The organism is uncultured Catenibacterium sp., assembly GCF_900540665.1.
Taxonomy (GTDB): domain Bacteria; phylum Bacillota_I; class Bacilli_A; order Erysipelotrichales; family Coprobacillaceae; genus Catenibacterium.
The window spans coordinates 33,974-56,578 of the sequence record NZ_UQGV01000003.1 but is presented as its reverse complement, the minus strand read 5'-3'; the positions used below and the strand labels follow the sequence as shown (position 1 = coordinate 56,578).

The window sequence follows — 22,605 nt, the reverse complement described above, 5'->3', positions numbered from 1 at the left end:
GTCTCTTCATGTTAGTAGGGAACTATGTTATAATTGAGGTAATATATGAGGGGGTGTTATTATGAAATATAAAGGTGCAGGGGACCCAATGAGTTACGACGACGTCCTTGCTCTTGTTAAGACATATATCACAAAAGAAGAAAGCTTGGCTCTGATCCAGAAGGCTTATGATTTTATCATGGTGAAGCATAAGGAACAGAAAAGAAAAAGTGGTGAACCCTATACAATTCATTTGATCTGGGTTGCTTATATTCTTGCAACATTACAGACTGGACCAATCACTATCGCTGCTGGGTTACTTCATGATGTTATGGAAGATTGTGATGTACCTCGAGAAGAAATGGTTGAAAAATTTGGTGAAGAAGTCACTACTCTTGTAGAAGGTGTTACAAAGATCACTAAGATGCCTTATATGGAAGAAAGTGATTTTCATGCTGAAAATCATCGTAAGATTTATATTGCGATGGCCAAGGATATTCGAGTTATCTTGATCAAATTAGCCGATAGACTTCATAATATGCGTACACTTGAATTCATGAGACCGGATAAGCAGCAGCGTATTTCTAGAGAAACGCTGGAAGTTTATGCACCAATAGCGCATCGTTTAGGTATTAATGATATTCGAGTAGAATTAGAAGATTTATGTTTATTCTATCTTGATCCAAAAGCTTATAAAGAAATTGCTGCACTTCTTGATAAGAAGAAGAGTGAAAGAAAAGATTCAGTTGATGCAATGATTAAGTCAGTAGAAAAGAATCTTGTAGGCACAAATATCAAATATCGTATTAAGGGGCGTGCAAAACATATTTATTCTATCTATAAAAAGATGGTTTATAAGCATAAGCGTTTTGATGAAATCTATGATTTAAATGCTTTACGTATTATTGTAGAAACTAAGAATGAATGTTATGAAGTATTGGGTATTATGCATGAAAAGTATCGTGCGATTCCTGGACGTTTTAAGGATTATATTGCCATGCCTAAGCCTAATATGTATCAGTCATTACATACATCTGTTATTGGGGAAAAGGGCTATGTATTTGAAATCCAGATTCGTACTGAAGAGATGGACGAACTTGCTGAAAGAGGGGTTGCCTCTCATTGGCGTTATAAAGAAGGTAAGAAATATAATGCCAAACAGGAACAAAAGGAAATTGGAGAAAAGCTTCAGTGGATGAGTGAGTTCATTACTGTAAGTGATGAAATGAAGGATAATGAAGCCAAAGATTTTTATAACACTTTACAGCGTGACATCTTTGAAGCCAATGTTTATGCTTTAACACCAGCAGGGCGCATTGTAGAATTACCAAATGGCTCTACACCGATCGACTTTGCTTATCGTGTTCATACAGAAGTAGGACATCATGCGGTAGGTGCACTTGTGAATGGTGTTATGGTTCCTTTTGATACCAAATTAAAAACAGGTGATATTGTAGAAATCAAGACCAACAAGAATTCTGGTCCAAGTGAAGGCTGGCTGAAGTTTGTAAGAACAGCAGGTGCTCGTAATAAGATTCGTCAATATATCACAAAACATGAAGAAGAAAATAAAAAACAGATTATTGAAGAAGGAAGAAAACTTCTTAGAGATGAAATCCGAGCAAGACAGCTTGATGAGAAGACTTATATGAGCCCAGATACTTATAGAACATATCTTGGATCATTTGGAGCCAATACGTTTGATGATGTACTTTTCGCATTAGGTAAGAAGCATGCGACTGCTTCTACACTTTTAGATAAGGTAGCTCCACAAAAAAGAGGGTTCTTTGATAACTTGTCTCAGATTCTTCGTCACAATAACAATATTCAGGAATTAAATAAGAAACATGAAAAGAGTATTGGTGTGGCAGTCACTGGTGTAGATGGATTAAAGATGCAGCTATCTAAATGCTGTAATCCTATTCCTGGTGATAAGATTGTTGGTTTTGTATCTAAAGGACAGGGAATCAAGATTCATCGTGCGGATTGTCCAAACGTCAAGAGTGTCGCAAAAGGACGTCTTATCGATGTTTATTGGGACTATCCTAATATTGAACAGAAACGCTTTAATGTGGATCTAGAAGTCGTTGGACTAGACCGTCCTAATTTATTAAGTGATATTGTGACATGTTTGAGTCAGGTAAAGGTCAATATTCTTAAGATTAATGCAAATATTATGGATTTAGATGCCCATATTCGTCTAACATTATCTGTGGAAAATGCAGAAATCTTACAGAATACAATTGATAATATGAATAAAGTACAGGGTGTTGCAGAAATTCGCCGTGTTATTCATTAGTGCATAGGTTTACCTATGGGATGAAAGCCACATAATTTTTACAATTTACAATTGAGATTCATAAAATCAAAGTATTGAATAGTGAATCAAAATAGTATAAACTAATCGTTAGGGAGATTGATTATACTTCCATATCGTAAGATAGAAATTTACCGTTGATGTGGTTATTGGACTGCTTGGTAATAGAAGTTCTTACTTAAATAGATTTACACTTGTATTCCAAAGTCTGAAAATGATGTACGATTACAAGCTAAACTTGACAGTAAGAACCCCACGGGCTTGCCCGTGGGAGTAATCAGTCATTAGTGACTTGAATTAAATATACTTTTGATTTATAATCACCTTATATTCAGTGAAGAAGATTAAATAACGGACATTCATAGAGAGGTCATGGCTGGTGGAAATGACCAATGAGAAGTTATGGGACACTTTGGAGAATGCTTTAAAAAAGCACGTTGGTTACGTTATAACTAAGTAAAGTGCATGATTTATTCATGAACTAAGGTGGTACCGCGTATTAACGTCCTTAGATTAAGGACGTTTTTTTATTTTTATAAAGGAGGAACTTATGAAATACAATAGACCAAGAGGGACAGTAGATATTACCCCTGAAAATTCAGAAAAATGGATTGAAATGGAACAGCTATTAAGAACTGTTGCCGCAAATTACAACGTAAAAGAAATGCGTACACCAATCTTTGAGCACACAGAATTATTTAGCCGTGCAGTTGGTGATACTACAGATGTAGTAACTAAAGAAATGTATACATTTAAGGATAAGGGAGATCGTTCTCTTACTTTAAGACCGGAAGGAACTTCAGGTATTGCAAGAGCTTATGTAGAAGATAAGATGTATGCTTTACCTGAAAAGTTACAGAAGGTTTACTATATGGGGCCAATGTTCAGATATGAACGTCCACAAAATGGTAGACAGAGACAGTTCCACCAGTTTGGTGTTGAAATGTTAGGTGTTGAATCACCTTATGTAGATGTTGAATGCATGTTGATGGCAGTGACAATCGTAGAAGCATTAGGCATTAAGAATATTAAACTTCATATCAACTCATTAGGTGATGATGAATCAAGAACTGCTTATAGAGAAGCTTTAAAGGATCATTTCAGACCTGTGCTTAATGATTTATGTGAAGACTGCCAGGCTCGTTTTGAAAAGAACCCATTAAGAATTCTAGATTGTAAAGTAGATGCTAAAAATCCAGTCATGGCTTCTGCTCCTCGTACAATTGATTACTTAAGTGAAAAAGCGAAAGCACATTTCGATAAAGTATGCAGCTTATTAGATGATTTAGAAATCGAATATGTTGTAGATACGAATTTAGTAAGAGGATTAGACTACTATTCTCATACCGTATTTGAAATCATCAGTGATGATCCAAAGTTAGGGGCTGGTTCTACTGTTGGTGGTGGAGGACGTTACAATGGTCTTGTTGAAGAACTTGGTGGTCCTGCAACACCTGGTGTAGGCTTTGCATTTGGTATGGAAAGACTTATGCTTGCATTAGATGATGAAGAAGATGAAGAAAATGGTATTGATGTGTATGTCATGCCATTAGGTGATGAAGCAAGAGATTTAGCAATGCAGATCATCACAATGCTTAGAGCAAACGGCTTTACTTGTGATATGGATTATGCAGGTAGAGGCTTAAAGGGACAGTTCAAGTCTAGTGACCGTTTTGGCGCTCATCTTTCTATTATTATTGGTGAAGATGAAGTGAAGGGTGAATATGTAAATATTCGCTGCAATCATTCTAAAGAACAGAGTGAAGTTAAATTAGAAGATATCTTAAGTTATATTGAAAATCATTATGAAGGAGATCATGAACATGAATAGAACTCACAACAATGGAGAACTAAGAATCACAGATGTTAATAAAAAAGTAGAACTTATTGGCTGGGTAGCTAAAAAGAGAAACCTTGGTGCTTTAGTCTTTGTAGACTTAAGAGACCGTCATGGTATTACACAGGTAATCTTTGATGAATCTTTCAATGAACAGTTAAAAGATGTTAAGAACGAATATATTCTTGATATTAAAGGTACTGTAGTAGAAAGAAGCTCAAAGAATCCAGATATGCCAACTGGTGATATTGAAATCCAGGCTGAAGAAGTAAAGATTGTCAACAAAGCGGCAACTACTCCTATGATTATTGCGGATGAAACTGATGCCTTAGAAGAAACAAGAATGAAATATCGTTATCTTGATTTAAGACGTCCATCTCTTCAGAAGAACATCATGAGACGTGCTAAGATTGTAAGAGCTATTCATGAATATTTAGATAGTGAAGAATTCGTAGAAATTGAAACACCATATTTAAATAAATCTACACCAGAAGGAGCAAGAGACTTCTTAGTACCTTCACGTGTACATAATGGTTCATTCTATGCATTACCACAGTCTCCACAGCTATTTAAGCAGTTATTAATGGTTTCAGGTTTTGAACGTTATTATCAGATTGCGAGATGTTTCCGTGATGAAGACTTACGTGCTGACCGTCAGCCAGAATTCACTCAGGTAGACGTAGAAATGAGTTTCATGAATACTGATCAGGTGATTGGTATTGGTGAAGGCTTAATCAAGAAGGTTATGAAGGATGTTATGAACATTGATGTTCAGTTACCATTCCCAAGAATGACATGGCATGATGCGATGGAAACTTATGGTATCGATAAGCCTGATACACGTTTTGATTTAAAGCTTGTTAATTTAAATGAAACAGTGAAGGATGTTAATTTTGCAGTATTCAAGAGTGCGCTTGTTGCAGGAGGACATGTAAAAGGTATTAATGTCAAGGGTGAAGCAGATAACTATTCACGTAAGAAGATTGATGCTTTAACTGAACTTGCTAAGAAATATAAGGCTAAAGGTCTTGCTTGGTTAAAGGTGACTGATAAGGGTGTATCTGGTCCAATCGCTAAATTCTTTACTGAAGAACAGATGAGCGCGTTATTAGAAAAGATGAATGCCCAGACAGGAGACTTATTACTATTTGTGAGTGATACTCATTATATGGTTGTATGTGATGCTCTTGCAGCAATCAGAAATCATTTAGGTAAAGAATTAAAGTTATATGATCCTTGTCAGTTCAACTTCTTATGGGTTGTTGACTTCCCAATGTTTGAATATTCTGAAGAAGATGGAAGATACTATGCAATGCACCATCCATTCACTCGTCCAAAAGATTCTGATCTAGATAAGATTGATACAGATCCAGCTAACTGCTTAGCAGATGCTTATGATATCGTCTTAAACGGTTTTGAACTTGGTGGCGGATCTCAGAGAATCTATGAAGAAGAATTACAGGATCGTGCCTTCAAGGCTTTAGGATTCACACAGGAAAGAATTGATGCACAGTTTGGCTGGTTTGTGGATGCATTTAGATATGGTGCACCACCTCATGCTGGATTCGCATTAGGATTAGACCGTTTCGCAATGTTACTTTGTGGATGTGATTCTTTAAGAGATGTAATTGCCTTCCCTAAGAACACAAGTGCAACTTGTCCAATGTCAAAAGCACCTACACCAGTAGACAATGATCAGTTAAAGGACTTAGGAATCGAGGTTACTGAATATGAATCAGAAGAGAATAAATAAAGTATTAGAAAAAATGGAAGAAAGAGGCATTGACTATTTATTAATCACTGATCCTGTTTCTATCGATTATTTATTAGATTATGTCAATCATCCAGGTGAAAGAATGTATGTTATGGTTCTTTCTTCTAAAGGAAATCATCAGTTATTCTTCAATAACTTATTCTATGTAGAAGAAGACTTAGGTATGCCTATTACTTGGTTTGATGATACAGATAATGGTCCAGCATTACTTGCAGATTATTTGAAGGATGCAAAGGTGATTGGTGTAGATAAGAATATGCCAGCACGTTTCTTGATTCCTGTACAGGATACAGTTGATGCTAAATATGTTTTAGGATCACTATGCGTGGATGAAGTAAGAATGCAGAAAGATGATGAAGAAAAGGCACTTATGTTTAAAGCAAGTGAAATGAATGATACTGCTATGGCAGAAGTAAAAAGATTACTTGCAACAGATAAGACTGAAATTGAAATGGATGAAGCATTACTTGCTTATTATAAGTCATTAGGTGCTTCAGGACATTCATTTAGTCCAATCATGGGTTATGGTGCCAATGGGGCTAACCCTCATCATTCATGCGATGATAGTCGTTTAAAGCCAGGAGATTCTATTATCGTTGATATGGGATGTATCTATAAAGGATATTGTTCTGATATGACAAGAACATTCTTCTATAAAGAAGTATCCCAAAAGCAGAAAGAAGTATACAATCTTGTATTAAAGGCAAATGAAGCAGCTGAAGCTGCCATCAAGCCAGGTATGAAATTATCAGAAATTGATGCAGTCGCAAGAAATATCATTACTGAAGCAGGTTATGGTAAAGAATTTAATCACCGTTTAGGTCATTTCATTGGTAAAGATGTACATGAATTTGGTGATGTATCTTCTGTTAGTGATATTATCGCAAAGCCTGGTATGATCTTCTCAATTGAACCTGGTGTTTATTTACAAGATGATTTTGGAGTTCGTATTGAAGACTTAGTTATGGTAACTGAAGATGGCTGTAAGGTATTAAATAGTTATCCAAAGGAATTAACTGTCATTGAATAATTAATGTAGAAAGGATAGTTAGGATGTAGATTCTAGCTGTCCTTTTTTTGCTTGTTGAAAGATTTATTGAAAAAGTGAAATGAGTTGAATACATCGATATATTATATATAATTTGTTATAGAAAGGTTATATACAAATTAAAGATTTGTCTTGTATTGAATCTAGGGGAGGTGTTTTACAATGAAAAATAATCGTAGACAAGTACAATTCTTACTAAGAAGTATAACTGAAGATGTCCCACAACTTCTGTTAGAAGAGAATAATTTGGTTTTCAGAAATGAATTGAAAGAAGATATTTTGATTCCTTTCAGCAGTATTACAGGCATTAAGATTTTACCTATTAATAGAATCTATAATCCCTCTGCTGGACTTTTAAAAGATGGGATGAAAGGGTTCATGGCACATCGTAATGCGGGAGTATTTAGTATTTATTTTAATTATTATGTAGATTTGAATGTTGTGACTACTACAAATACTTACTTATTTGAAAGTCTTGATCTTGAGAATGCATCTCAATTTGTCTTGAAATTAAATGAAACCATCAAGATTATTGATGATGTGAATCTTATTGATTTATTCAAAACAAAATCTATTAATGAATTGAAGGAATATATGGATCAGCATTATAAAGACTGGGCTAAAAAATATAATTTGGAGAATCCACGTACGACATTAGATGAAAACATGGTAAGATTAGCTCATAACAAGCATTAGTATCTTTTGAAAAGGAAAATAATAATGAAACAGTATGATTTCAGGTTTGATACAAAGTTGATTAAATCATTTTTAGGTAAAATATTCACAAAATACAAACATGCAGATTTCATCGTTACAGATTCTGTGACAGGTATCTTGGGAATTGAGATTAATCAGCAGGTATTTGAATTAGTGAACAATTATGAGGAATTAGATTATTTTGGATTAGATGGTGAAGCAACTATATTAAGTATCTCTAAATCCAATTGGACAGAAGTTGAGTCAAGGTTTAATAATGATATCAAAGAAACATATATTGATGAGGTAGTACAGAAAGTTATTCTAGTCAATGATCATACTTTTTCTAAAAATTATGATATGTGGGAGACAAAAGCTATTGTCTTCTGCTTTAAAAATTTTGAAATCTGTTTTGAAAAACAGGATTGTTGGTTTTCAATGGAAATTGAAATCCATAAAGGACATGATTCATTGAATATGATAGATGATGGTAAAGATATATTGAATGATTTTGATGAGAATCCATTTGTTTCGATAGAAAGAACAATAGTAGAAATTGTGTAATATGGGGGTCTGGATTTTTTCAGACTCTTTTTTGTGTTATGATATAAATCAGAGGAGTTCACTATGGAAATAAAAAAAGCTGATATGACTCATATAGATGAAATAATGAGTCTTTATAAAGATGCGAAGATATTTATGGATAATCATGGCAATAAAGATCAGTGGCCTGTATGTTATCCTTCAAAAGAATTGATTACTAAAGATATAGATAAGATGTATTTATGCATGTATGAAAATCAAATTGCGGCTGTTTTCTATTATGCGATAGAAGAAGATCAAGATTATAAGGAAATAGAGGGACAATGGCTGAATGATGCACCTTATGGTGTGGTACATCGAGTTGTCTCTGCACATATTGTGAAAGGGGCCTGTAAGTTCATCTTGAACTGGGCTTATAGTCAGATTCCTAATTTAAAGATGGATACCGGAATCAAGAATATTCCTATGCAGAATCTATTAAAATCATGTGGATTTAAACAGTGTGGGAAGATGGTAAATAAGCAAGGTATAACGTGTCTTGCATATCAAAAAGGAGAAACAAATGAAATATAAATGTTTGATACTAGATCATGATGATACGATTGTAGATAGCACACGTACAGTGAACTTTCCTGCATTCTTAGACTCATTAAGTAAATTGCGCCCTGGTGTTACTATGACTTGTGAAGATTATTTTAAGTATAATTATAAGCCAGGCTTTACTTCTTTATGCTTTGATATACTAAAATTCAGTGAAGAAGAAATGTGTATTCAAGAAAACAACTGGCAGTCTTATATTCGTAATCATGCACCTGTTAGTTTTGATGGTATTCATGATTTATTATGGCGTTATGTGAATGAAGGTGGCACTATCTGTGTTATTTCTCATTCAATGAAGCATACCATTATTCGTGATTATAAGAATAATGATTTACCTGAGCCTTCTATTGTATATGGATGGGAATTACCACCTGAAAAGCGTAAACCATCTACTTGGCCTGTTGAAAGCATTATTGAAGAACTTCACTTAAATAAAGAAGATATCTTACTTGTAGATGACTTATTACCAGGTATACAGATGGCACGTGATGCACATATAGATGCATGTGGAGCTGGATGGGCGCATGATATCAAGGAAATCAAAGAAGATATAAAGAATAAATGTACATATTATGTGGAGTCTGTAAAAGAGTTAGAAGACTTAATATTTGAAGGAGAATAATGATGGAGTTAGAGGCATTTTTATTAGTAAAAGAACCATTAAATGACAGAATTGATTATATTGGGCATCCATTAGATGAGGAAGTACGTCTTAATGCGGCTTTAAGCAACTTTATGTGGGAAGAGGCAGATGCATGTACTAAAAACCATATGAATATGATTCATATCCATAAGACAATTGAAACAATTCAGACAGATTGTCCTTTATTTGTAGAAGAAGTCTGTTCAAGAATTGATGAGAATGTCGTAGGAGTTTATATGAATGATGTTATCTATGAACCATCTTTTTATCATACAATGGCCAAGATGATTGATCAGGATATGTTTCCTATTTACAACATCGTCTGGTTTGGTTTATATCCATTAGACAATGGAGTAGGGGCTTATACAGATGGTCTTGAAAAACTAGGTTATCATGAAATAGAACTTACTTCTATTGGTGAACCTATGGACGTATTAGACTTCATTAAAGACACTGCACTTTATGTTATTATGAACAATGTGGTATTTAAAGATGGTGAAACTATTGGGCTCACTATTGAACAGGTATTGACTATTCATTTAGGTGAAAGTGAGATATTTGATACACCAACTTTTAGGATAGACGATCCTTTTCTTACCAATTTATGAAAATACTTTCATTTTTAAGTGATATCTATGTAATCATTATTTAATTTGTGTTAATATATTATCGAGGTGACAAAATATATGTATTATTTTATTGGTATTAAAGGTTCAGGAATGGCTTCTCTTGCAAGAATCTTATATGATTTAGGCTATGAAGTAGCAGGAAGTGATATTGATAAGTATATCTTCCTTGAAGATGGCTTAAGAGAAAGACATATTCCTATCTATTCATTTAATAAAGACAACATTAAAGACGGTATGGATGTTATTGTGGGGAATGCATTTGACCGATCTAATGAAGAAGTGGCTGCTGCAGAAGATAATCCTAATGTAACAATTCACCATTATTATGATTTCCTAGCTAAGCTTATGGATGATCATATTACTATTGGTATTGCAGGTACACATGGTAAGACTTCTACTACAGGTATGGCTTATCATTTATTTAAAGACTACGATAAGACAAATGTATTAATTGGAGATGGTACTGGTTATGCGACTAAGGGTGCTAAGTATTTTATAGCTGAATGTTGCGAATATAAAGATCATTTCTTATGGTATCATCCAGATTATTCTTATATCAACAACATTGAAATGGACCATGTAGACTATTTCAAGTCAATGGAACAGTATGAACAGTCTTTTGAAAAATATGCTAATCAGGCTAAAAAGGCTATTGTTATCTGGGGTGATGATCCACATCTTCCTCATTTAAATTATACAAAGAGAGTTGTAAAATTCGGTGTAAAAGATGGCAATGATGTTCAGGCTAAAAACGTTATTAATAATGAAAAAGGTCTTTCATTTGATGTATATATCTATGGTGATCTTTTTGGACATTTCAATTTGCCATTCTATGGTATGCATACACTTTATAATACACTAGGTGTTATCACTTTAGGATATCTTGAAGGTATGGATTTTGAATATATGCAGAATCAGTTAAGTACATTTGAAGGAACTAAGAGACGTTATGCAGTCAAAGAAGTAGGAAATAACGTATATGTTGATGACTATGCACATCATCCAACTGCTATAAAATATGTTATTGAAGAAACTAGAACACGTTTCCCTGGTAAGCAGATTGTTGCAGTTTATCAGCCAGATAGATATTCTCGTGGCTTAAGATTTGCGAAGGAGTATGCAAGAATTATGGACACAGCAGATCATCCATATTTTGTAGATTTCCCAGCAAATGCACCTAAGGAACCAGGAATCGATATTGATGTCAGCGTTATTACTAAGAACCTGCCTCGTTCTAAAGTAGTGACTGAAGATGAAGCAGGTGCTAAGGAATTGGCACAATATGATAATGCAGTATTCTTATTTATGAGTCCTAAGGATATTTATAAGTTAGAAGATCTAGTTATTAAGGAAAAAGAAAAGGCATAGGAGGACATCCCATGGATATCTTAACAATTTGTCTATGTATTCTAGTGCTCGCTGGTGTATTTGCATTAGTGTCTCTAGGAGTATTTCTTATCCATGCACTTACAACTTTAAAAGATGTCAGTCATTTGGCACAGCATTTAGAAACAACAGTATCTAAAGTAAATGTCACAGTGGATGATATCAACTATAAAATGGATAAGCTCAATGAACCTATCAACGTGGTAAGCGGTATTTTTAATAAGAAGAGATCAGGCGCAGGCGTTTTAGGAACGGTATTAGGCTTGAAAAATATCTTGAAGAAAAAATAGGAGGTATAATTATGAAATTCGGAAAAGTATTATTCGGAGTAGGATTAGGTGTTTTAGCAGGTGTATTATTTGCACCTAAGAAAGGCAGCGAATTAAGAGAAGACATCAAAGCGAAATCAAAGTCTACTTATGATTATTTAGCAAGTCTTACTAGAGAAGATGTTGAAGCTAAATTAGGAGAAACAATTGAAAATATTAAAAAGTCAGTAGATGAATTTGATCCTGATGATTTTAAAGAAACTACTAAAGAAAAAGTAGATGAAGTACAGAAAAAGTTAGAAATTCTAGCAGAAAAAGTAAAATCTAGTGAAAATTTTGATAAGGTGAAAGACTCAGTTGTAGAAGTTACTGGACGTGTGAATCAGAAAATCGACGAAGTGAAAACAATGATTAATGATAAAGCTGCCATGATTGATGGAGATGCGATTGATCAGGAAATTGATGATGTTGAAAAACAGTTAGATGAAATGATTGAGGAAATCAAGGACTAGTATGAAGAAGAAAGTAACAATCTATGATGTTGCAGAAGCAGCTGATGTTTCACTTGCAACAGTTTCAAGAGTCATTAATGGTTCAAATGTTGTAAAGCCTGCGACAAGAGAACGTGTACTTGAAACAATTAAAAGACTCGATTTTAAGCCTAATCAGATTGCAAGAGGTCTTGCAACTAGTAAAACTACAACTATTGCGGTTGTATTCCCACAGTCATTATTTGGACATGTAAAAGATATGATTGGTGGTATTGGAGATACTGGACGTACTTTAGACTTCAATATCATTATGTATACAACTGATGAACTTGGTTTAGGTAACCCTATTGAAGAAGTTATTGAAAAGGTTATTAAATCAAGAGCTGATGGTGTAGTATTATTCAACAATAACTGTATTGATAAAGAAATTGATCTCATTAAAAAATACCGTATTCCTGCAGTTGTTGTTGGATATAAGATTTCTGATGAAGATATCTGCTCTGTATATGTTGACGCAAAGAGTATCGCTTATGATATGACAAAACAATTCATTGAACAGGGTAAAAAAGATATCTGCTTTGTAAGAGCAACTCAAAACCTAGTTGACTTAAATGATTTTGCGAAGGGTATTGAAGAAGCATTCAAAGATAGTGGTGAAACACTTCCTGAAGCCTATATTGTAGATGTCTCTAACCATTATGAAGAAAGCTATCCTCAGTTAAACGAATACTTTAACGCTCATAAGCATGATGTTGTTTTAACAGGTTATGATAAGGAAGCTGTGGCAGTTGTGAATGCAGCTATTGATCATGGAATCAAGATTCCTGAAGATATGCAGGTTGTTGGTATGATGGATACAAGCTATGCAACTATTTGTCGTCCACCTCTTACAACTATTCATGTACCTGTATATGATATGGGTGCAATCGCAATCAGACTTCTTACAAAGATATTAAATCATGAAGAAATTGATGAAGCAGAAGTGCCAATGCATTATACATTCATCAAGCGTGATACAACTAAATAACGAAAGAAGGATGCTGAGGCATCCTTTTTTACACGTTTGTATTGTGCTAAAATAATAGCGGTCATTATAATTACTGGGAGGGTTATATATGCTTAAAAAACAATCTGATACTGCAAACATAATACAAGAAAGAAGTAAACTTAATAAGCGTTTAGCCTACGAAGGTTTACTTGTAGGTATCGTGTCAGGTGCTGTCTGTATCGTATATCGTCTTGTTTTATCAAATGCGGAATCTATTTATTTTACTATAAGGGACTTTGTGGTAAATAATGTGTCTTACTGGCCTTTATGGATCATCGCACTTATTGTATTAGGTCTTATTATTTCAATCTTTTTAAAGTGGGAACCAATGATCGGAGGTTCTGGTATCCCGCAGTTAGAAGCAGAAGTACAGGGTCGTATTGATGAATGCTGGTGGAGAGTATTGCTTGCTAAGTTCTGTGCAGGATCACTTGCACTTGTAGGTGGCTTATCACTTGGTAGAGAAGGACCTAGTATCCAGCTTGGTGGTATGGTTGGTAAGGCTCTTGCGAAAAAAGGAAAACGTGTAAAAACGGAAGAACGTTATTTGATGACAGCAGGAGCAGCTGCTGGCCTATCTGCTGCATTCAATGCGCCTCTTGCCGGAATTATGTTTGCCTTAGAAGAAGTTCATAAGAACTTCTCTACAAGCGCACTTGTTTCTGTTATGATTGCATCCATTACAGCGGATTTCTTAAGCAGAAATATCTTTGGTTTATCGCCAACTCTTGCTTTTTCTATTAAAGAAACATTTCCATTAAAGAACTATATCTGGGTTATTATTCTTGGTATTATTGCTGGTGTATTGGGGGCTTTCTATAATAAAATCACAATGGGTACAATCAAGCTTTATAAGAAAGTTCCATTTCTTAAAAAACATCAAAGAGTCATTATACCTTTGGTGTTATCTGGAATCTTAGGATTCTATTGTCCACTTGTCATGGGTGGAGGACACAAACTTGTAGAATACCTCAATGAACCAAATCTTGTTTTATCTACTCTTGTCTTATTATTTATATTAAAATTATTAATTTCATGTGTTTCATTTGGTTCAGGTGCAGCTGGGGGAATCTTCTTTCCATTACTTATTCTTGGAAGTCTAATTGGTGCGAGTGTGGGCAAGGTAGCGATTATGTGTGGTGTTCCTTCAGAATATTTCATGAATTTTATTATTATGGCTATGGCTGCTTATTTTAGTGCTATTGTAAGAGCACCTATTACTGGTATTGTATTAATAGCTGAAATGAGTGGAACTTTAAAAATGCTTCTTCCAATCGCACTCGTATCCTTTGTTTCTTACTATGTAGCTAATCTTTTACATAGTGAACCAATTTACGAAAGTCTTTTAACAAATCTTTTAAACAATCAGCCTTATCATTCTATGGAAGAATATGCGGATAGTAAGGAACTCATTGGCTATACTGTTGGCTTTGGTTCAAAAGCGTGTGATCAGTATATTAAGGATTTACAGTTGCCACGTCGTAGCTTGATTGTTTCCGTTATTCGTGGTGGAGAAGAAATCATTCCAAAAGGGGATACCAAGCTTATTTCAGGAGATCGTGTTATTGTGCTAGTCGATGCATTCCATCTTGATGAAACGAAGCTGATGTTAGAAAGTGTCTTTACAAGCTGATATTGACAAACATCATGAATTCATGTAGACTTTTAATTGCGATGAAGAAGACAAGTAATTCATATGCGCTGGTTTAGAGAACTTATGGCTGGTGAAAATAAGAGCAGCAGTATGAATGAATACACTTTGGAGCTTCTAGATGCAAAGTCTAGACGGTGAGTACACCGTTATCAACAAGAGAGCATGTCTATGACATGAATAAAGGTGGTAACGCGAGAATTCGTCCTTTGGATGGATTCTCTTTTATATTATAGGAGGAAATTATGACATTTTATGATGAATTAGTGTGGCGTGGCCTCATTAAAGATGTAAGTTCTGAAGACTTAAAAGACAAATTAAATGCTGGAGGAATGACATTCTATATTGGTACTGACCCAACTGGGGATTCTTTACATATTGGACATTTCTCATCTTTCTTAATGTCTAAGAGATTAAAGGATGCAGGTCATCATCCAATTCTTTTAGTCGGTGGTGCAACTGGACAGATTGGGGATCCAAAACCAACAACTGAAAGACCAATGATCACAAAAGAACAGGTACAGCATAACTTCGACTGCTTAAAGAAGCAGGCTGAAGACTTATTCGGTTTTGAAGTAGTCAATAACTTAGACTGGTCTAAGGATTTAAATTTCATTGACTGGTTAAGAGATTATGGTAAATATTTTAATATCAACTACATGTTATCTAAGGATATTATCAAGAGAAGATTAGATGAAGGTATTACTTTTACTGAATTCTCTTATATGATCATGCAGGCAATGGACTTCTATTACTTACATGAAAATAAAGGCTGTGATCTACAGGTTGCTGGTCAGGACCAGTGGGGAAATATCACTGCAGGTATTGAATTAATTAGAAAGAAGACTGGTGATGAAGCATATGGATTCACTATGCCTTTACTTACTAAGAGTGATGGTACTAAGTTTGGTAAATCAGAAGGAAATGCAATCTGGTTAGACAGAGAAAAGACTTCACCTTATGAAATGTATCAGTTCTTCATCAACAGTGAAGACAGCAAGGTTATTGATTACTTAAAATACCTTACTTTCTTATCTAAAGAAGAAATTGAAGCATTAGAAGAATCAAATAAGAATGAACCACACTTAAGAAAAGCACATAAAGCACTTGCAAAAGAAGTTATTACTTTCATTCATGGTGCAGATGCTTATGAAGAAGCTGTCAGCATTTCTGAAAAATTGTTCAGTGGTGATATCAAGAGCATGACTTATGAACAGGTTAAGCAGTGCTTCAATGGTGTTCCAAGTATTGATGTTACTGAAGATGAACAGATTTTAAATGTATTAGTAAAAGCAGGTGCTGCTTCTAGTAATCGTGAAGCAAGACAGTTCGTAAAAGGTGGAAGTGTTCTTGTAAATGGTGAAAAGGTAACTGATGAAAAGTTTGTTGTATCAAAAGACAATGCTTTTGGCGGCAAGGTGACTGTTATTAGAAGAGGTAAGAAGAAGTACTTCGTTATTAATCATATCTAAGCAGACAATAGTCTGCTTTTTTTAGGAAGGATGTGAGTAGATGGATGGTATTATTTTAATTAATAAACCACAGGGTGTGACAAGTCATGATGTCGTTAATCGTGTGAGACGTATTATGCATACTAGAAAAGTAGGACATTGTGGGACTCTTGACCCTATGGCTACAGGTGTTTTAGTTGTTGGAATTAATAAAGCCACTAAAGCAATGCAGTTCTTAATGAGTGAAGAAAAAGAATATCGTGCTACACTTAAACTTGGCAGTGCGACAGATACATATGACTCGGAAGGTAAGGTTCTAGAAACCAAGCCTTTTACTGGTTATGATAATCTAGAAGAAGTATTATCTTCATTTAAAGGGGATTCCTTGCAGAAGCCTCCAATGTATTCGGCTATTAAAATTAATGGTAAGAAGCTCTATGAATATGCTAGAGAAGGTATAGAAGTAGAGGTTCCAGAAAGACCAATCACTATTTATAAACTTGATTTAGTCGATGCACATGATGATGAAATAACTATAGATGTTAAGTGCTCTAAAGGAACATATATCCGTTCTTTATGCGTAGATATTGGAAAGGCCTTAGGCTATCCTGCTCATATGAGTGCACTTGTAAGAAATCAGTCAGGGCATTTCACTATTGATCAGGCAGTAACATTAGAAGAACTTGAAGAAAACAATGGACCAGTGATTCCGTTAGAAGAAGTATTCTCTTATTATGATTCTATTGTCGTAGATGAAAGAATTGTCATGACTGGTCAGAAAATCAAGAGTGATATAGATCATAATGTAGCTGTTTATTCAAAAGAAGGTAAATTACTTGCAATATATGGCCCAGATGGAAAAGGTTCTTTAAAGAGCTTGAGGGGGCTTTTCTAATGAAGGTCATAAAAATGGAAGAGGTGAATTTAAAAGAACCTCTTTCTCTTGCGATTGGCTTTTTTGATGGTTTACATCTTGGTCATATGTCTTTGATTAATGAAGTACTGAAATATAAAGGAGAAACAAAAACAGCTGTCATGAGCTTTGATGTGCATCCTTTAAGTGTCTTAAAGGGTGAAAAGAGACAATCAATTATCACTTTAGAAGAAAAAAAAGAACTTCTTGAAGAGATGGGTATTGATTATCTTTTAGTTATTCATTTTACTAAGGAAGTCGCAGCATTAAGTCCACAGGCATTTATTGATGAATATTTAAATAAGCTTCCTTTGAAAAGACTTGTATGTGGCTATGATTTCCATTTTGGGAATCATAATAGCGGTAATATAGATGATCTGAAAAAACAGTCATTTGAACTTATTGTGAAAGACGCTGTTATGTATAATGAAACAGAAAAAGTATCTTCAACTCTTATTAAGAAACTGATGGATCAGGGAATGATTGAAGAAGTCAATACTTTGCTTGATAGACCGTATGAAGTGAAGGGTGTAGTCATTCATGGAAAACAAAGAGGACGCTTGATTGGTTTTCCTACATTGAATATTGATTATGGCATGAAATACTTACCTAAACGAGGGGTATATGGCACAATTGTTGAAATCAATCATCGCTATTATATAGGCATGGCGAATATTGGGATGAATCCTACATTCAATGATGTCAAACGTCTTTCATTAGAAGTCAACGTCTTTGATTTTGATGAAGATGTGTATGGTAAAGAAGTAAAGATTACTTTCTATTTATATAAGCGTGAAGAAACTGTTTTTAATGGATTAGAAGGACTAAAAACACAATTAACAGAGGACAAGAAATATTTAAGTCAAGTTATGAAAAAGTATTTGACTTTATATCAAAATAGTGTATAATAAGTTTTGCAACAATGTCTAGGATATTTGTACCTCTTACATCTAGCTTGGATATTGCGAAGAATATATTTTAGGAGGAAAACATAATGTTAACTAAAGAAGAAAAAGCCAAGATCATGGCTGAATATGGTCGCGTAGAAAAGGATACTGGTTCTCCAGAAGTTCAGATTGCATTATTAACTGCTGATATCAACAAGTTAAACGGTCACTTCAAACAGCATCCAAAGGATAATCATTCTAACAGAGGTCTTTTAAAGAAGATCGGTAAGAGAAGAGACTTATTAAAGTATCTTAAGAATGAAGATCTTGACAGATATACAGCTTTAACTGATAAGTTAGGATTAAGAAGATAAGAAATAAAAGCCCTATGGGGCTTTTTTTCATGTCCCTATCAAATAATTGTTTGTGTAATACTTGATTTATGATATAATTTTGAGGAATATGAGGTGAATTTATGGCAAAACAAATTTTTAGTATGGATTTCTATGGTAAGAAAATCCAGGTTGAAGTCGGTGAAATGGCTAAACAGGCAAACGGCTCTTGTTTAGTGAGATATGATGATACAGTTGTTCTTTCTACAGCATGTGCTGGGAAAGAACCAAAAGATGTAGATTTTTTCCCTTTAACAGTAACTTATGAAGAAAAACTATATTCTGTAGGTAAGATTCCAGGTGGATTCTTAAAACGTGAAGGCCGTCCAAGTGAACATGGTACATTAACTGCAAGAATGATTGACAGACCTATTCGTCCATTATTCGCAGATGGTTTCAGAAATGAAGTACAGGTTGTTAATACTGTACTATCAGTTGATCAGGAAGCAACTCCAGAAATGGCAGCAATGCTTGGTGCATCAATTGCATTATGTATTTCTGATATTCCATTCAATGGTCCAATTGCAGGTGTTAACGTAGGTTTAATTGATGGTGAGTTTACTGTCAACGCAGGACCTGAAGATATGGCTAGAAGTGAAATCAATCTTGAAGTAGCAGGTACAAAGGATGCTATTAACATGGTTGAAGCTGATGCAAAAGAAGTTGACGAAGAAACAATGTTAAATGCATTGATGTTCGGTCATGAAAAGATTAAGGAATTAATTGCTTTCCAGGAACAGATTGTAGAAGCTGTTGGTAAGGAAAAGATTGATGTTCCACTATTTGCATTAGATGAAAATATTGTGTCTAGCGTAGAAGCAATGGCTAAGGAAGAAATGATCAAAGCCATTTCTATTCCTGGTAAGCTTGAAAGATATGCTGCTATTGATGAATTAGATGCTAAGGTTGTAGAATCTTTTGAAGAAAAAGAATATGCAACTGTTGAAGAACATGATAAGACAATTAAACAGGTTAAGATGGTTCTTGGTGATCTTGAAAAAGAAGAAGTAAGACGTCTTATTACTGAAGAAAAAGTAAGACCTGATGGTCGTAAAGTAGATGAAGTACGTCCATTAGACGCACAGGTAGATTTATTACCACGTGTACATGGTTCTGCTATGTTCACTCGTGGTGAAACTCAGGTATTATCTGCTTGTACACTAGGTGCATTAGGTGAAGTACAGAAGATTGATGGTCTTGGAATGGAAGATCAAAAACGTTTCATGCATCATTATAACTTCCCACCATATTGTGTAGGTGAAACAGGAAGAATGGGTTCTCCAGGTAGAAGAGAAATCGGGCATGGTGCTTTAGGCGAAAGAGCCTTAAGACAGGTTATTCCTTCTGAAACAGAATTCCCATATACAATCAGAGTTGTTGCTGAAGTATTAGAATCTAACGGTTCTTCTTCACAGGCTTCTATTTGTGCATCAACTATGGCTTTAATGGCTGCTGGTGTTCCAATTAGTAATCCAGTTGCTGGTGTAGCTATGGGTCTTGTTAAAAAAGGCGAAAATTATACAATCTTAACTGATATCCAGGGTATGGAAGACCATCTAGGTGATATGGACTTCAAGGTTGCAGGTACAAAGAACGGTATCTGTGCATTACAGATGGATATCAAGATTGATGGTATTACTAAAGAAATCTTGCAGGAAGCATTAGCTCAGGCAAAGGTTGCAAGAGGACAGATCATGGACTGCATGATGTCAGCAATTAGTGAACCTAGAGATCACTTAAGCCCATATGCTCCTAAGGTTGCTATGATGAAGATTGAACCTGAACAGATTAAAGATGTAATCGGTAAGGGTGGAGATATGATCAATAAGATTATTGCGGAAAGTGATAATGTTAAGATTGATATTGATGATGAAGGTAACGTTACTATCTATCATTACTCTCAGGAAGCGATTGACCATGCAATGGGTATGATCAAGGATTTAACTAGAAAAGTTGAAGTAGGCGAAATCTTTGATGGTAAGGCTGTAAGAGTTGAAGAAAAGTATGCATTTATTGAATTATTCCCTGGTACAAATGGATTCTTACATGTAAAAGATGTTGCTTGGGATAGAACAAATAAAGTCAGCGATGTAATCAAGCTTGGCGATACAGTAAAGGTTAAAGTGACTCAGATTACTGATAAGGGTGTGAATGTTTCTAGAAAAGCATTATTACCAAAACCAATCGTTAAACATGATGCACCTGCCCAGGAAAAGAAATAATGAAAGTTATTCTTGCAAGTACTTCTCCTAGACGAAAAGAACTGCTTGAAAGAGAAGGCATTGATTTTATTATCGATGCCTCTTCTATTACTGAATATCTTGATTCTTCTCTAGAAATAGAAGAAAGACTTAAGAAACTCGCATATGATAAAGGTATTTCTATTCATGAGAAATATCCTAATGATGTTGTAATCAGTGCGGATACAACAATCTATCATAATGGAAAGATTATTGGTAAAGCTCACAGTGCTCATGAAGCAAGAGAAATTCTTAAATCATTAAGTAATGATACACATAGTGTGTTTACATCAGTGGCTGTGTTCTATAAAGATCAGGTTTGTACATTTGTAGATGAAACAAAGGTAACCTTTAAGGATATCAGTGATATGATTGATGATTATCTTTCTATTGATGAATGGAAGGGTAAAGCTGGCGCTTATGCGATTCAGGGTGTTGCAGGAAAATTCATTGAAGAAGTGCAGGGAGATATTGATAACGTCATTGGGCTCCCAGTAAAGCATGTAATAGAAGTCATTGAAACTTTGACTAAGAAGCCATTATAGGCTTCTTTTTTAGTACCTATATGTAAGCGCTTCATATTTATATTGAAAACGCTATCAGTTTAATTTATAATAGAGAGTGGGATTTACATAAGGAGGAAATATCATGAATTCAAAAGTTAAAAAAATTGCGCTATTATCTGGCGGAGGAGATTGTCCAGGCTTAAATGCGGTAATCAGAACAATCACTAAGATTGCGATTGAAAAATATAATTGGGAAGTCATTGGCTTTGTATATGGTTATCGTGGATTGTATAATAATAATTATGTAGAATTAACTGTAGACAAGGTAGAGGATATATATAAGGAAGGCGGAACTATTCTTTATAGTTCTAATAAGGATAACCTATTCGATTATCTTGTAGATGATGGAAATGGTGGAAAAGTAAGAAAAGACGTCAGTGATGTAGGCGTTGAAAATCTTAAGAAAGATGGTGTTGATGTATTAGTAGTGTTAGGTGGCGATGGTACATTAACAAGTGCTAGAGATTTCAGTAGAAAAGGTGTCAATGTCATTGGTGTACCAAAGACTATGGATAATGATTTAACTTCTACAGATTTAACATATGGTTTCATCAGTGCGATGAGTGTTGGTACTGAATTCATAGATCGTCTTCAGACAACTGCAAAATCACATCATCGTGTTATCTGCTGTGAATTAATGGGAAGAGAAGCAGGATGGATTTCATTATATGCAGGTCTTGCGGGTAATGCAGGTGTTGTATTGATTCCTGAAATTCCATTTACTATTGAAAACATTGCGAAAGCAGTTAAGAAACGTGATGAAGCAGGTCTTCCATATACTGTTATTGCGGTAGCTGAAGGAGCTAAGTATGCAGATGGTACAAAATCAATTGGTAAGATTGTAGAAGATTCACCAGACCCAATTCGTTATTCTGGACTTGCTGCAAAGGTGGCTGATGATCTAGAAAAGGTGATTCCTAATCATGAAGTACGTTCTGTTAACCCAGGTCATATTATCCGTGGTGGTGATATTGATGCTTATGACAGAATCTTATCTATTAGATTTGGCAATAAGGCATGTTCTATGATTGATGAAGGATTATTTGGAAATGTTGTATCATTAAAGGGTGGCAACATGGAGTATACTTCACTTGAAGAAGTTATCGGTGATGCGAAGTTTGGTAAACAGAAGCTTGTTGATCCTAATGGAGATCTTGTTCAGGCTGCTAAGGCTATGGGCGTATCATTTGGTGATGAATAATAAGACAAGAACCTTACATTTTGTAAGGTTTTTTAATTATGTTG

At 34.7% G+C, this 22,605-nt stretch carries 21 protein-coding genes and 2 other annotated features; all 21 genes read left to right on the top strand.

The window, feature by feature from the left end; genetic code table 11:
• Window positions 1-61: 61 nt before the first annotated feature.
• The 21 genes from QZQ55_RS01180 (at window position 62) to QZQ55_RS01080 (ending at window position 22,561) form a co-directional block, all read left to right on the top strand.
• The gene (locus tag QZQ55_RS01180) at window positions 62-2,278 is read left to right on the top strand and encodes a bifunctional (p)ppGpp synthetase/guanosine-3',5'-bis(diphosphate) 3'-pyrophosphohydrolase (protein ID WP_295088875.1); all 2,217 of its coding nucleotides are present in this window, start codon (window positions 62-64) and stop codon (window positions 2,276-2,278) included.
• Window positions 2,279-2,621: 343 nt separating this feature from the next.
• Window positions 2,622-2,809, top strand: a binding site (T-box leader).
• Window positions 2,810-2,846: 37 nt separating this feature from the next.
• On the top strand, window positions 2,847-4,127 hold the full coding sequence (gene hisS / locus QZQ55_RS01175; RefSeq protein WP_295088872.1) for a histidine--tRNA ligase: 1,281 nt from the start codon (window positions 2,847-2,849) through the stop codon (window positions 4,125-4,127).
• Window positions 4,120-5,886, top strand: coding sequence for an aspartate--tRNA ligase (gene aspS, locus QZQ55_RS01170; RefSeq protein ID WP_295088869.1), 1,767 nt, complete (start codon window positions 4,120-4,122; stop codon window positions 5,884-5,886). The genes hisS and aspS overlap by 8 nt, the downstream gene beginning before the upstream one ends.
• Complete coding sequence (locus QZQ55_RS01165) at window positions 5,864-6,937, top strand: Xaa-Pro peptidase family protein (protein WP_295088866.1); 1,074 nt, start codon at window positions 5,864-5,866, stop codon at window positions 6,935-6,937. Before aspS ends, QZQ55_RS01165 begins: the two co-directional genes overlap by 23 nt.
• Window positions 6,938-7,117: 180 nt before the next feature.
• Window positions 7,118-7,651 carry a hypothetical protein gene (locus QZQ55_RS01160; RefSeq protein WP_295088863.1) on the top strand — a complete coding sequence of 178 codons (534 nt, stop codon included), beginning with the start codon at window positions 7,118-7,120 and terminating at the stop codon, window positions 7,649-7,651.
• A gap of 24 nt (window positions 7,652-7,675) precedes the next feature.
• Window positions 7,676-8,215, top strand: coding sequence for a hypothetical protein (locus tag QZQ55_RS01155; protein WP_295088860.1), 540 nt, complete (start codon window positions 7,676-7,678; stop codon window positions 8,213-8,215).
• 63 nt (window positions 8,216-8,278) lie between these two features.
• On the top strand, window positions 8,279-8,767 hold the full coding sequence (locus tag QZQ55_RS01150; RefSeq protein ID WP_295088857.1) for an N-acetyltransferase: 489 nt from the start codon (window positions 8,279-8,281) through the stop codon (window positions 8,765-8,767).
• Window positions 8,757-9,416 (top strand): HAD hydrolase-like protein, encoded by a 660-nt coding sequence (locus QZQ55_RS01145; RefSeq protein ID WP_295088854.1) that lies wholly within the window; start codon window positions 8,757-8,759, stop codon window positions 9,414-9,416. Before QZQ55_RS01150 ends, QZQ55_RS01145 begins: the two co-directional genes overlap by 11 nt.
• Before the next feature lie 2 nt (window positions 9,417-9,418).
• Window positions 9,419-10,045, top strand: a complete 627-nt coding sequence (locus QZQ55_RS01140; protein WP_295088851.1) for a DUF4261 domain-containing protein — start codon at window positions 9,419-9,421, stop codon at window positions 10,043-10,045.
• Between the two features lie 78 nt (window positions 10,046-10,123).
• The gene (locus QZQ55_RS01135) at window positions 10,124-11,434 is read left to right on the top strand and encodes a UDP-N-acetylmuramate--L-alanine ligase (protein ID WP_295088848.1); all 1,311 of its coding nucleotides are present in this window, start codon (window positions 10,124-10,126) and stop codon (window positions 11,432-11,434) included.
• 11 nt (window positions 11,435-11,445) lie between these two features.
• A complete protein-coding gene (locus tag QZQ55_RS01130) occupies window positions 11,446-11,742 on the top strand; it encodes a DUF948 domain-containing protein (protein WP_295088845.1) in 297 nt (98 codons plus the stop codon).
• Window positions 11,743-11,753: 11 nt separating this feature from the next.
• Window positions 11,754-12,233 carry a YtxH domain-containing protein gene (locus QZQ55_RS01125; protein ID WP_295088842.1) on the top strand — a complete coding sequence of 160 codons (480 nt, stop codon included), beginning with the start codon at window positions 11,754-11,756 and terminating at the stop codon, window positions 12,231-12,233.
• Window position 12,234: 1 nt separating this feature from the next.
• Window positions 12,235-13,239: a LacI family DNA-binding transcriptional regulator gene (locus QZQ55_RS01120; protein ID WP_295088839.1), complete on the top strand. Its 1,005-nt coding sequence runs from the start codon at window positions 12,235-12,237 to the stop codon at window positions 13,237-13,239.
• Between the two features lie 88 nt (window positions 13,240-13,327).
• Window positions 13,328-14,893, top strand: coding sequence for a ClC family H(+)/Cl(-) exchange transporter (locus tag QZQ55_RS01115; protein ID WP_295088836.1), 1,566 nt, complete (start codon window positions 13,328-13,330; stop codon window positions 14,891-14,893).
• A 32-nt stretch (window positions 14,894-14,925) separates the two neighbouring features.
• Window positions 14,926-15,124 (top strand) — a binding site (T-box leader).
• Between the two features lie 32 nt (window positions 15,125-15,156).
• Entirely contained in the window at window positions 15,157-16,383 is a 1,227-nt protein-coding gene (gene tyrS / locus QZQ55_RS01110; protein ID WP_022425135.1) for a tyrosine--tRNA ligase, read from the top strand.
• Between the two features lie 40 nt (window positions 16,384-16,423).
• The gene (truB, locus tag QZQ55_RS01105; protein WP_295088834.1) at window positions 16,424-17,257 is read left to right on the top strand and encodes a tRNA pseudouridine(55) synthase TruB; all 834 of its coding nucleotides are present in this window, start codon (window positions 16,424-16,426) and stop codon (window positions 17,255-17,257) included.
• Window positions 17,257-18,183 (top strand): riboflavin biosynthesis protein RibF, encoded by a 927-nt coding sequence (gene ribF / locus QZQ55_RS01100; protein ID WP_295088831.1) that lies wholly within the window; start codon window positions 17,257-17,259, stop codon window positions 18,181-18,183. Before truB ends, ribF begins: the two co-directional genes overlap by 1 nt.
• 86 nt (window positions 18,184-18,269) lie before the next feature.
• Entirely contained in the window at window positions 18,270-18,536 is a 267-nt protein-coding gene (gene rpsO / locus QZQ55_RS01095; protein WP_022425132.1) for a 30S ribosomal protein S15, read from the top strand.
• A gap of 101 nt (window positions 18,537-18,637) precedes the next feature.
• Window positions 18,638-20,776, top strand: coding sequence for a polyribonucleotide nucleotidyltransferase (gene pnp, locus QZQ55_RS01090; protein WP_295088828.1), 2,139 nt, complete (start codon window positions 18,638-18,640; stop codon window positions 20,774-20,776).
• A complete protein-coding gene (locus QZQ55_RS01085) occupies window positions 20,776-21,339 on the top strand; it encodes a nucleoside triphosphate pyrophosphatase (RefSeq protein WP_295088825.1) in 564 nt (187 codons plus the stop codon). The genes pnp and QZQ55_RS01085 overlap by 1 nt, the downstream gene beginning before the upstream one ends.
• A gap of 103 nt (window positions 21,340-21,442) precedes the next feature.
• Entirely contained in the window at window positions 21,443-22,561 is a 1,119-nt protein-coding gene (locus QZQ55_RS01080; protein ID WP_288705590.1) for a 6-phosphofructokinase, read from the top strand.
• The last annotated feature ends 44 nt before the right edge of the window (window positions 22,562-22,605 follow it).

Bases quoted from the DNA above. Each gene is read 5' to 3' on its own strand.
- QZQ55_RS01180 (WP_295088875.1), top strand. From the start codon at position 62: ATGAAATATAAAGGTGCAGGGGACCCAATGAGTTACGACGACGTCCTT.
- hisS (WP_295088872.1), top strand. From the start codon at position 2,847: ATGAAATACAATAGACCAAGAGGGACAGTAGATATTACCCCTGAAAAT.
- aspS (WP_295088869.1), top strand. From the start codon at position 4,120: ATGAATAGAACTCACAACAATGGAGAACTAAGAATCACAGATGTTAAT.
- QZQ55_RS01165 (WP_295088866.1), top strand. From the start codon at position 5,864: ATGAATCAGAAGAGAATAAATAAAGTATTAGAAAAAATGGAAGAAAGA.
- QZQ55_RS01160 (WP_295088863.1), top strand. From the start codon at position 7,118: ATGAAAAATAATCGTAGACAAGTACAATTCTTACTAAGAAGTATAACT.
- QZQ55_RS01155 (WP_295088860.1), top strand. From the start codon at position 7,676: ATGAAACAGTATGATTTCAGGTTTGATACAAAGTTGATTAAATCATTT.
- QZQ55_RS01150 (WP_295088857.1), top strand. From the start codon at position 8,279: ATGGAAATAAAAAAAGCTGATATGACTCATATAGATGAAATAATGAGT.
- QZQ55_RS01145 (WP_295088854.1), top strand. From the start codon at position 8,757: ATGAAATATAAATGTTTGATACTAGATCATGATGATACGATTGTAGAT.
- QZQ55_RS01140 (WP_295088851.1), top strand. From the start codon at position 9,419: ATGGAGTTAGAGGCATTTTTATTAGTAAAAGAACCATTAAATGACAGA.
- QZQ55_RS01135 (WP_295088848.1), top strand. From the start codon at position 10,124: ATGTATTATTTTATTGGTATTAAAGGTTCAGGAATGGCTTCTCTTGCA.
- QZQ55_RS01130 (WP_295088845.1), top strand. From the start codon at position 11,446: ATGGATATCTTAACAATTTGTCTATGTATTCTAGTGCTCGCTGGTGTA.
- QZQ55_RS01125 (WP_295088842.1), top strand. From the start codon at position 11,754: ATGAAATTCGGAAAAGTATTATTCGGAGTAGGATTAGGTGTTTTAGCA.
- QZQ55_RS01120 (WP_295088839.1), top strand. From the start codon at position 12,235: ATGAAGAAGAAAGTAACAATCTATGATGTTGCAGAAGCAGCTGATGTT.
- QZQ55_RS01115 (WP_295088836.1), top strand. From the start codon at position 13,328: ATGCTTAAAAAACAATCTGATACTGCAAACATAATACAAGAAAGAAGT.
- tyrS (WP_022425135.1), top strand. From the start codon at position 15,157: ATGACATTTTATGATGAATTAGTGTGGCGTGGCCTCATTAAAGATGTA.
- truB (WP_295088834.1), top strand. From the start codon at position 16,424: ATGGATGGTATTATTTTAATTAATAAACCACAGGGTGTGACAAGTCAT.
- ribF (WP_295088831.1), top strand. From the start codon at position 17,257: ATGAAGGTCATAAAAATGGAAGAGGTGAATTTAAAAGAACCTCTTTCT.
- rpsO (WP_022425132.1), top strand. From the start codon at position 18,270: ATGTTAACTAAAGAAGAAAAAGCCAAGATCATGGCTGAATATGGTCGC.
- pnp (WP_295088828.1), top strand. From the start codon at position 18,638: ATGGCAAAACAAATTTTTAGTATGGATTTCTATGGTAAGAAAATCCAG.
- QZQ55_RS01085 (WP_295088825.1), top strand. From the start codon at position 20,776: ATGAAAGTTATTCTTGCAAGTACTTCTCCTAGACGAAAAGAACTGCTT.
- QZQ55_RS01080 (WP_288705590.1), top strand. From the start codon at position 21,443: ATGAATTCAAAAGTTAAAAAAATTGCGCTATTATCTGGCGGAGGAGAT.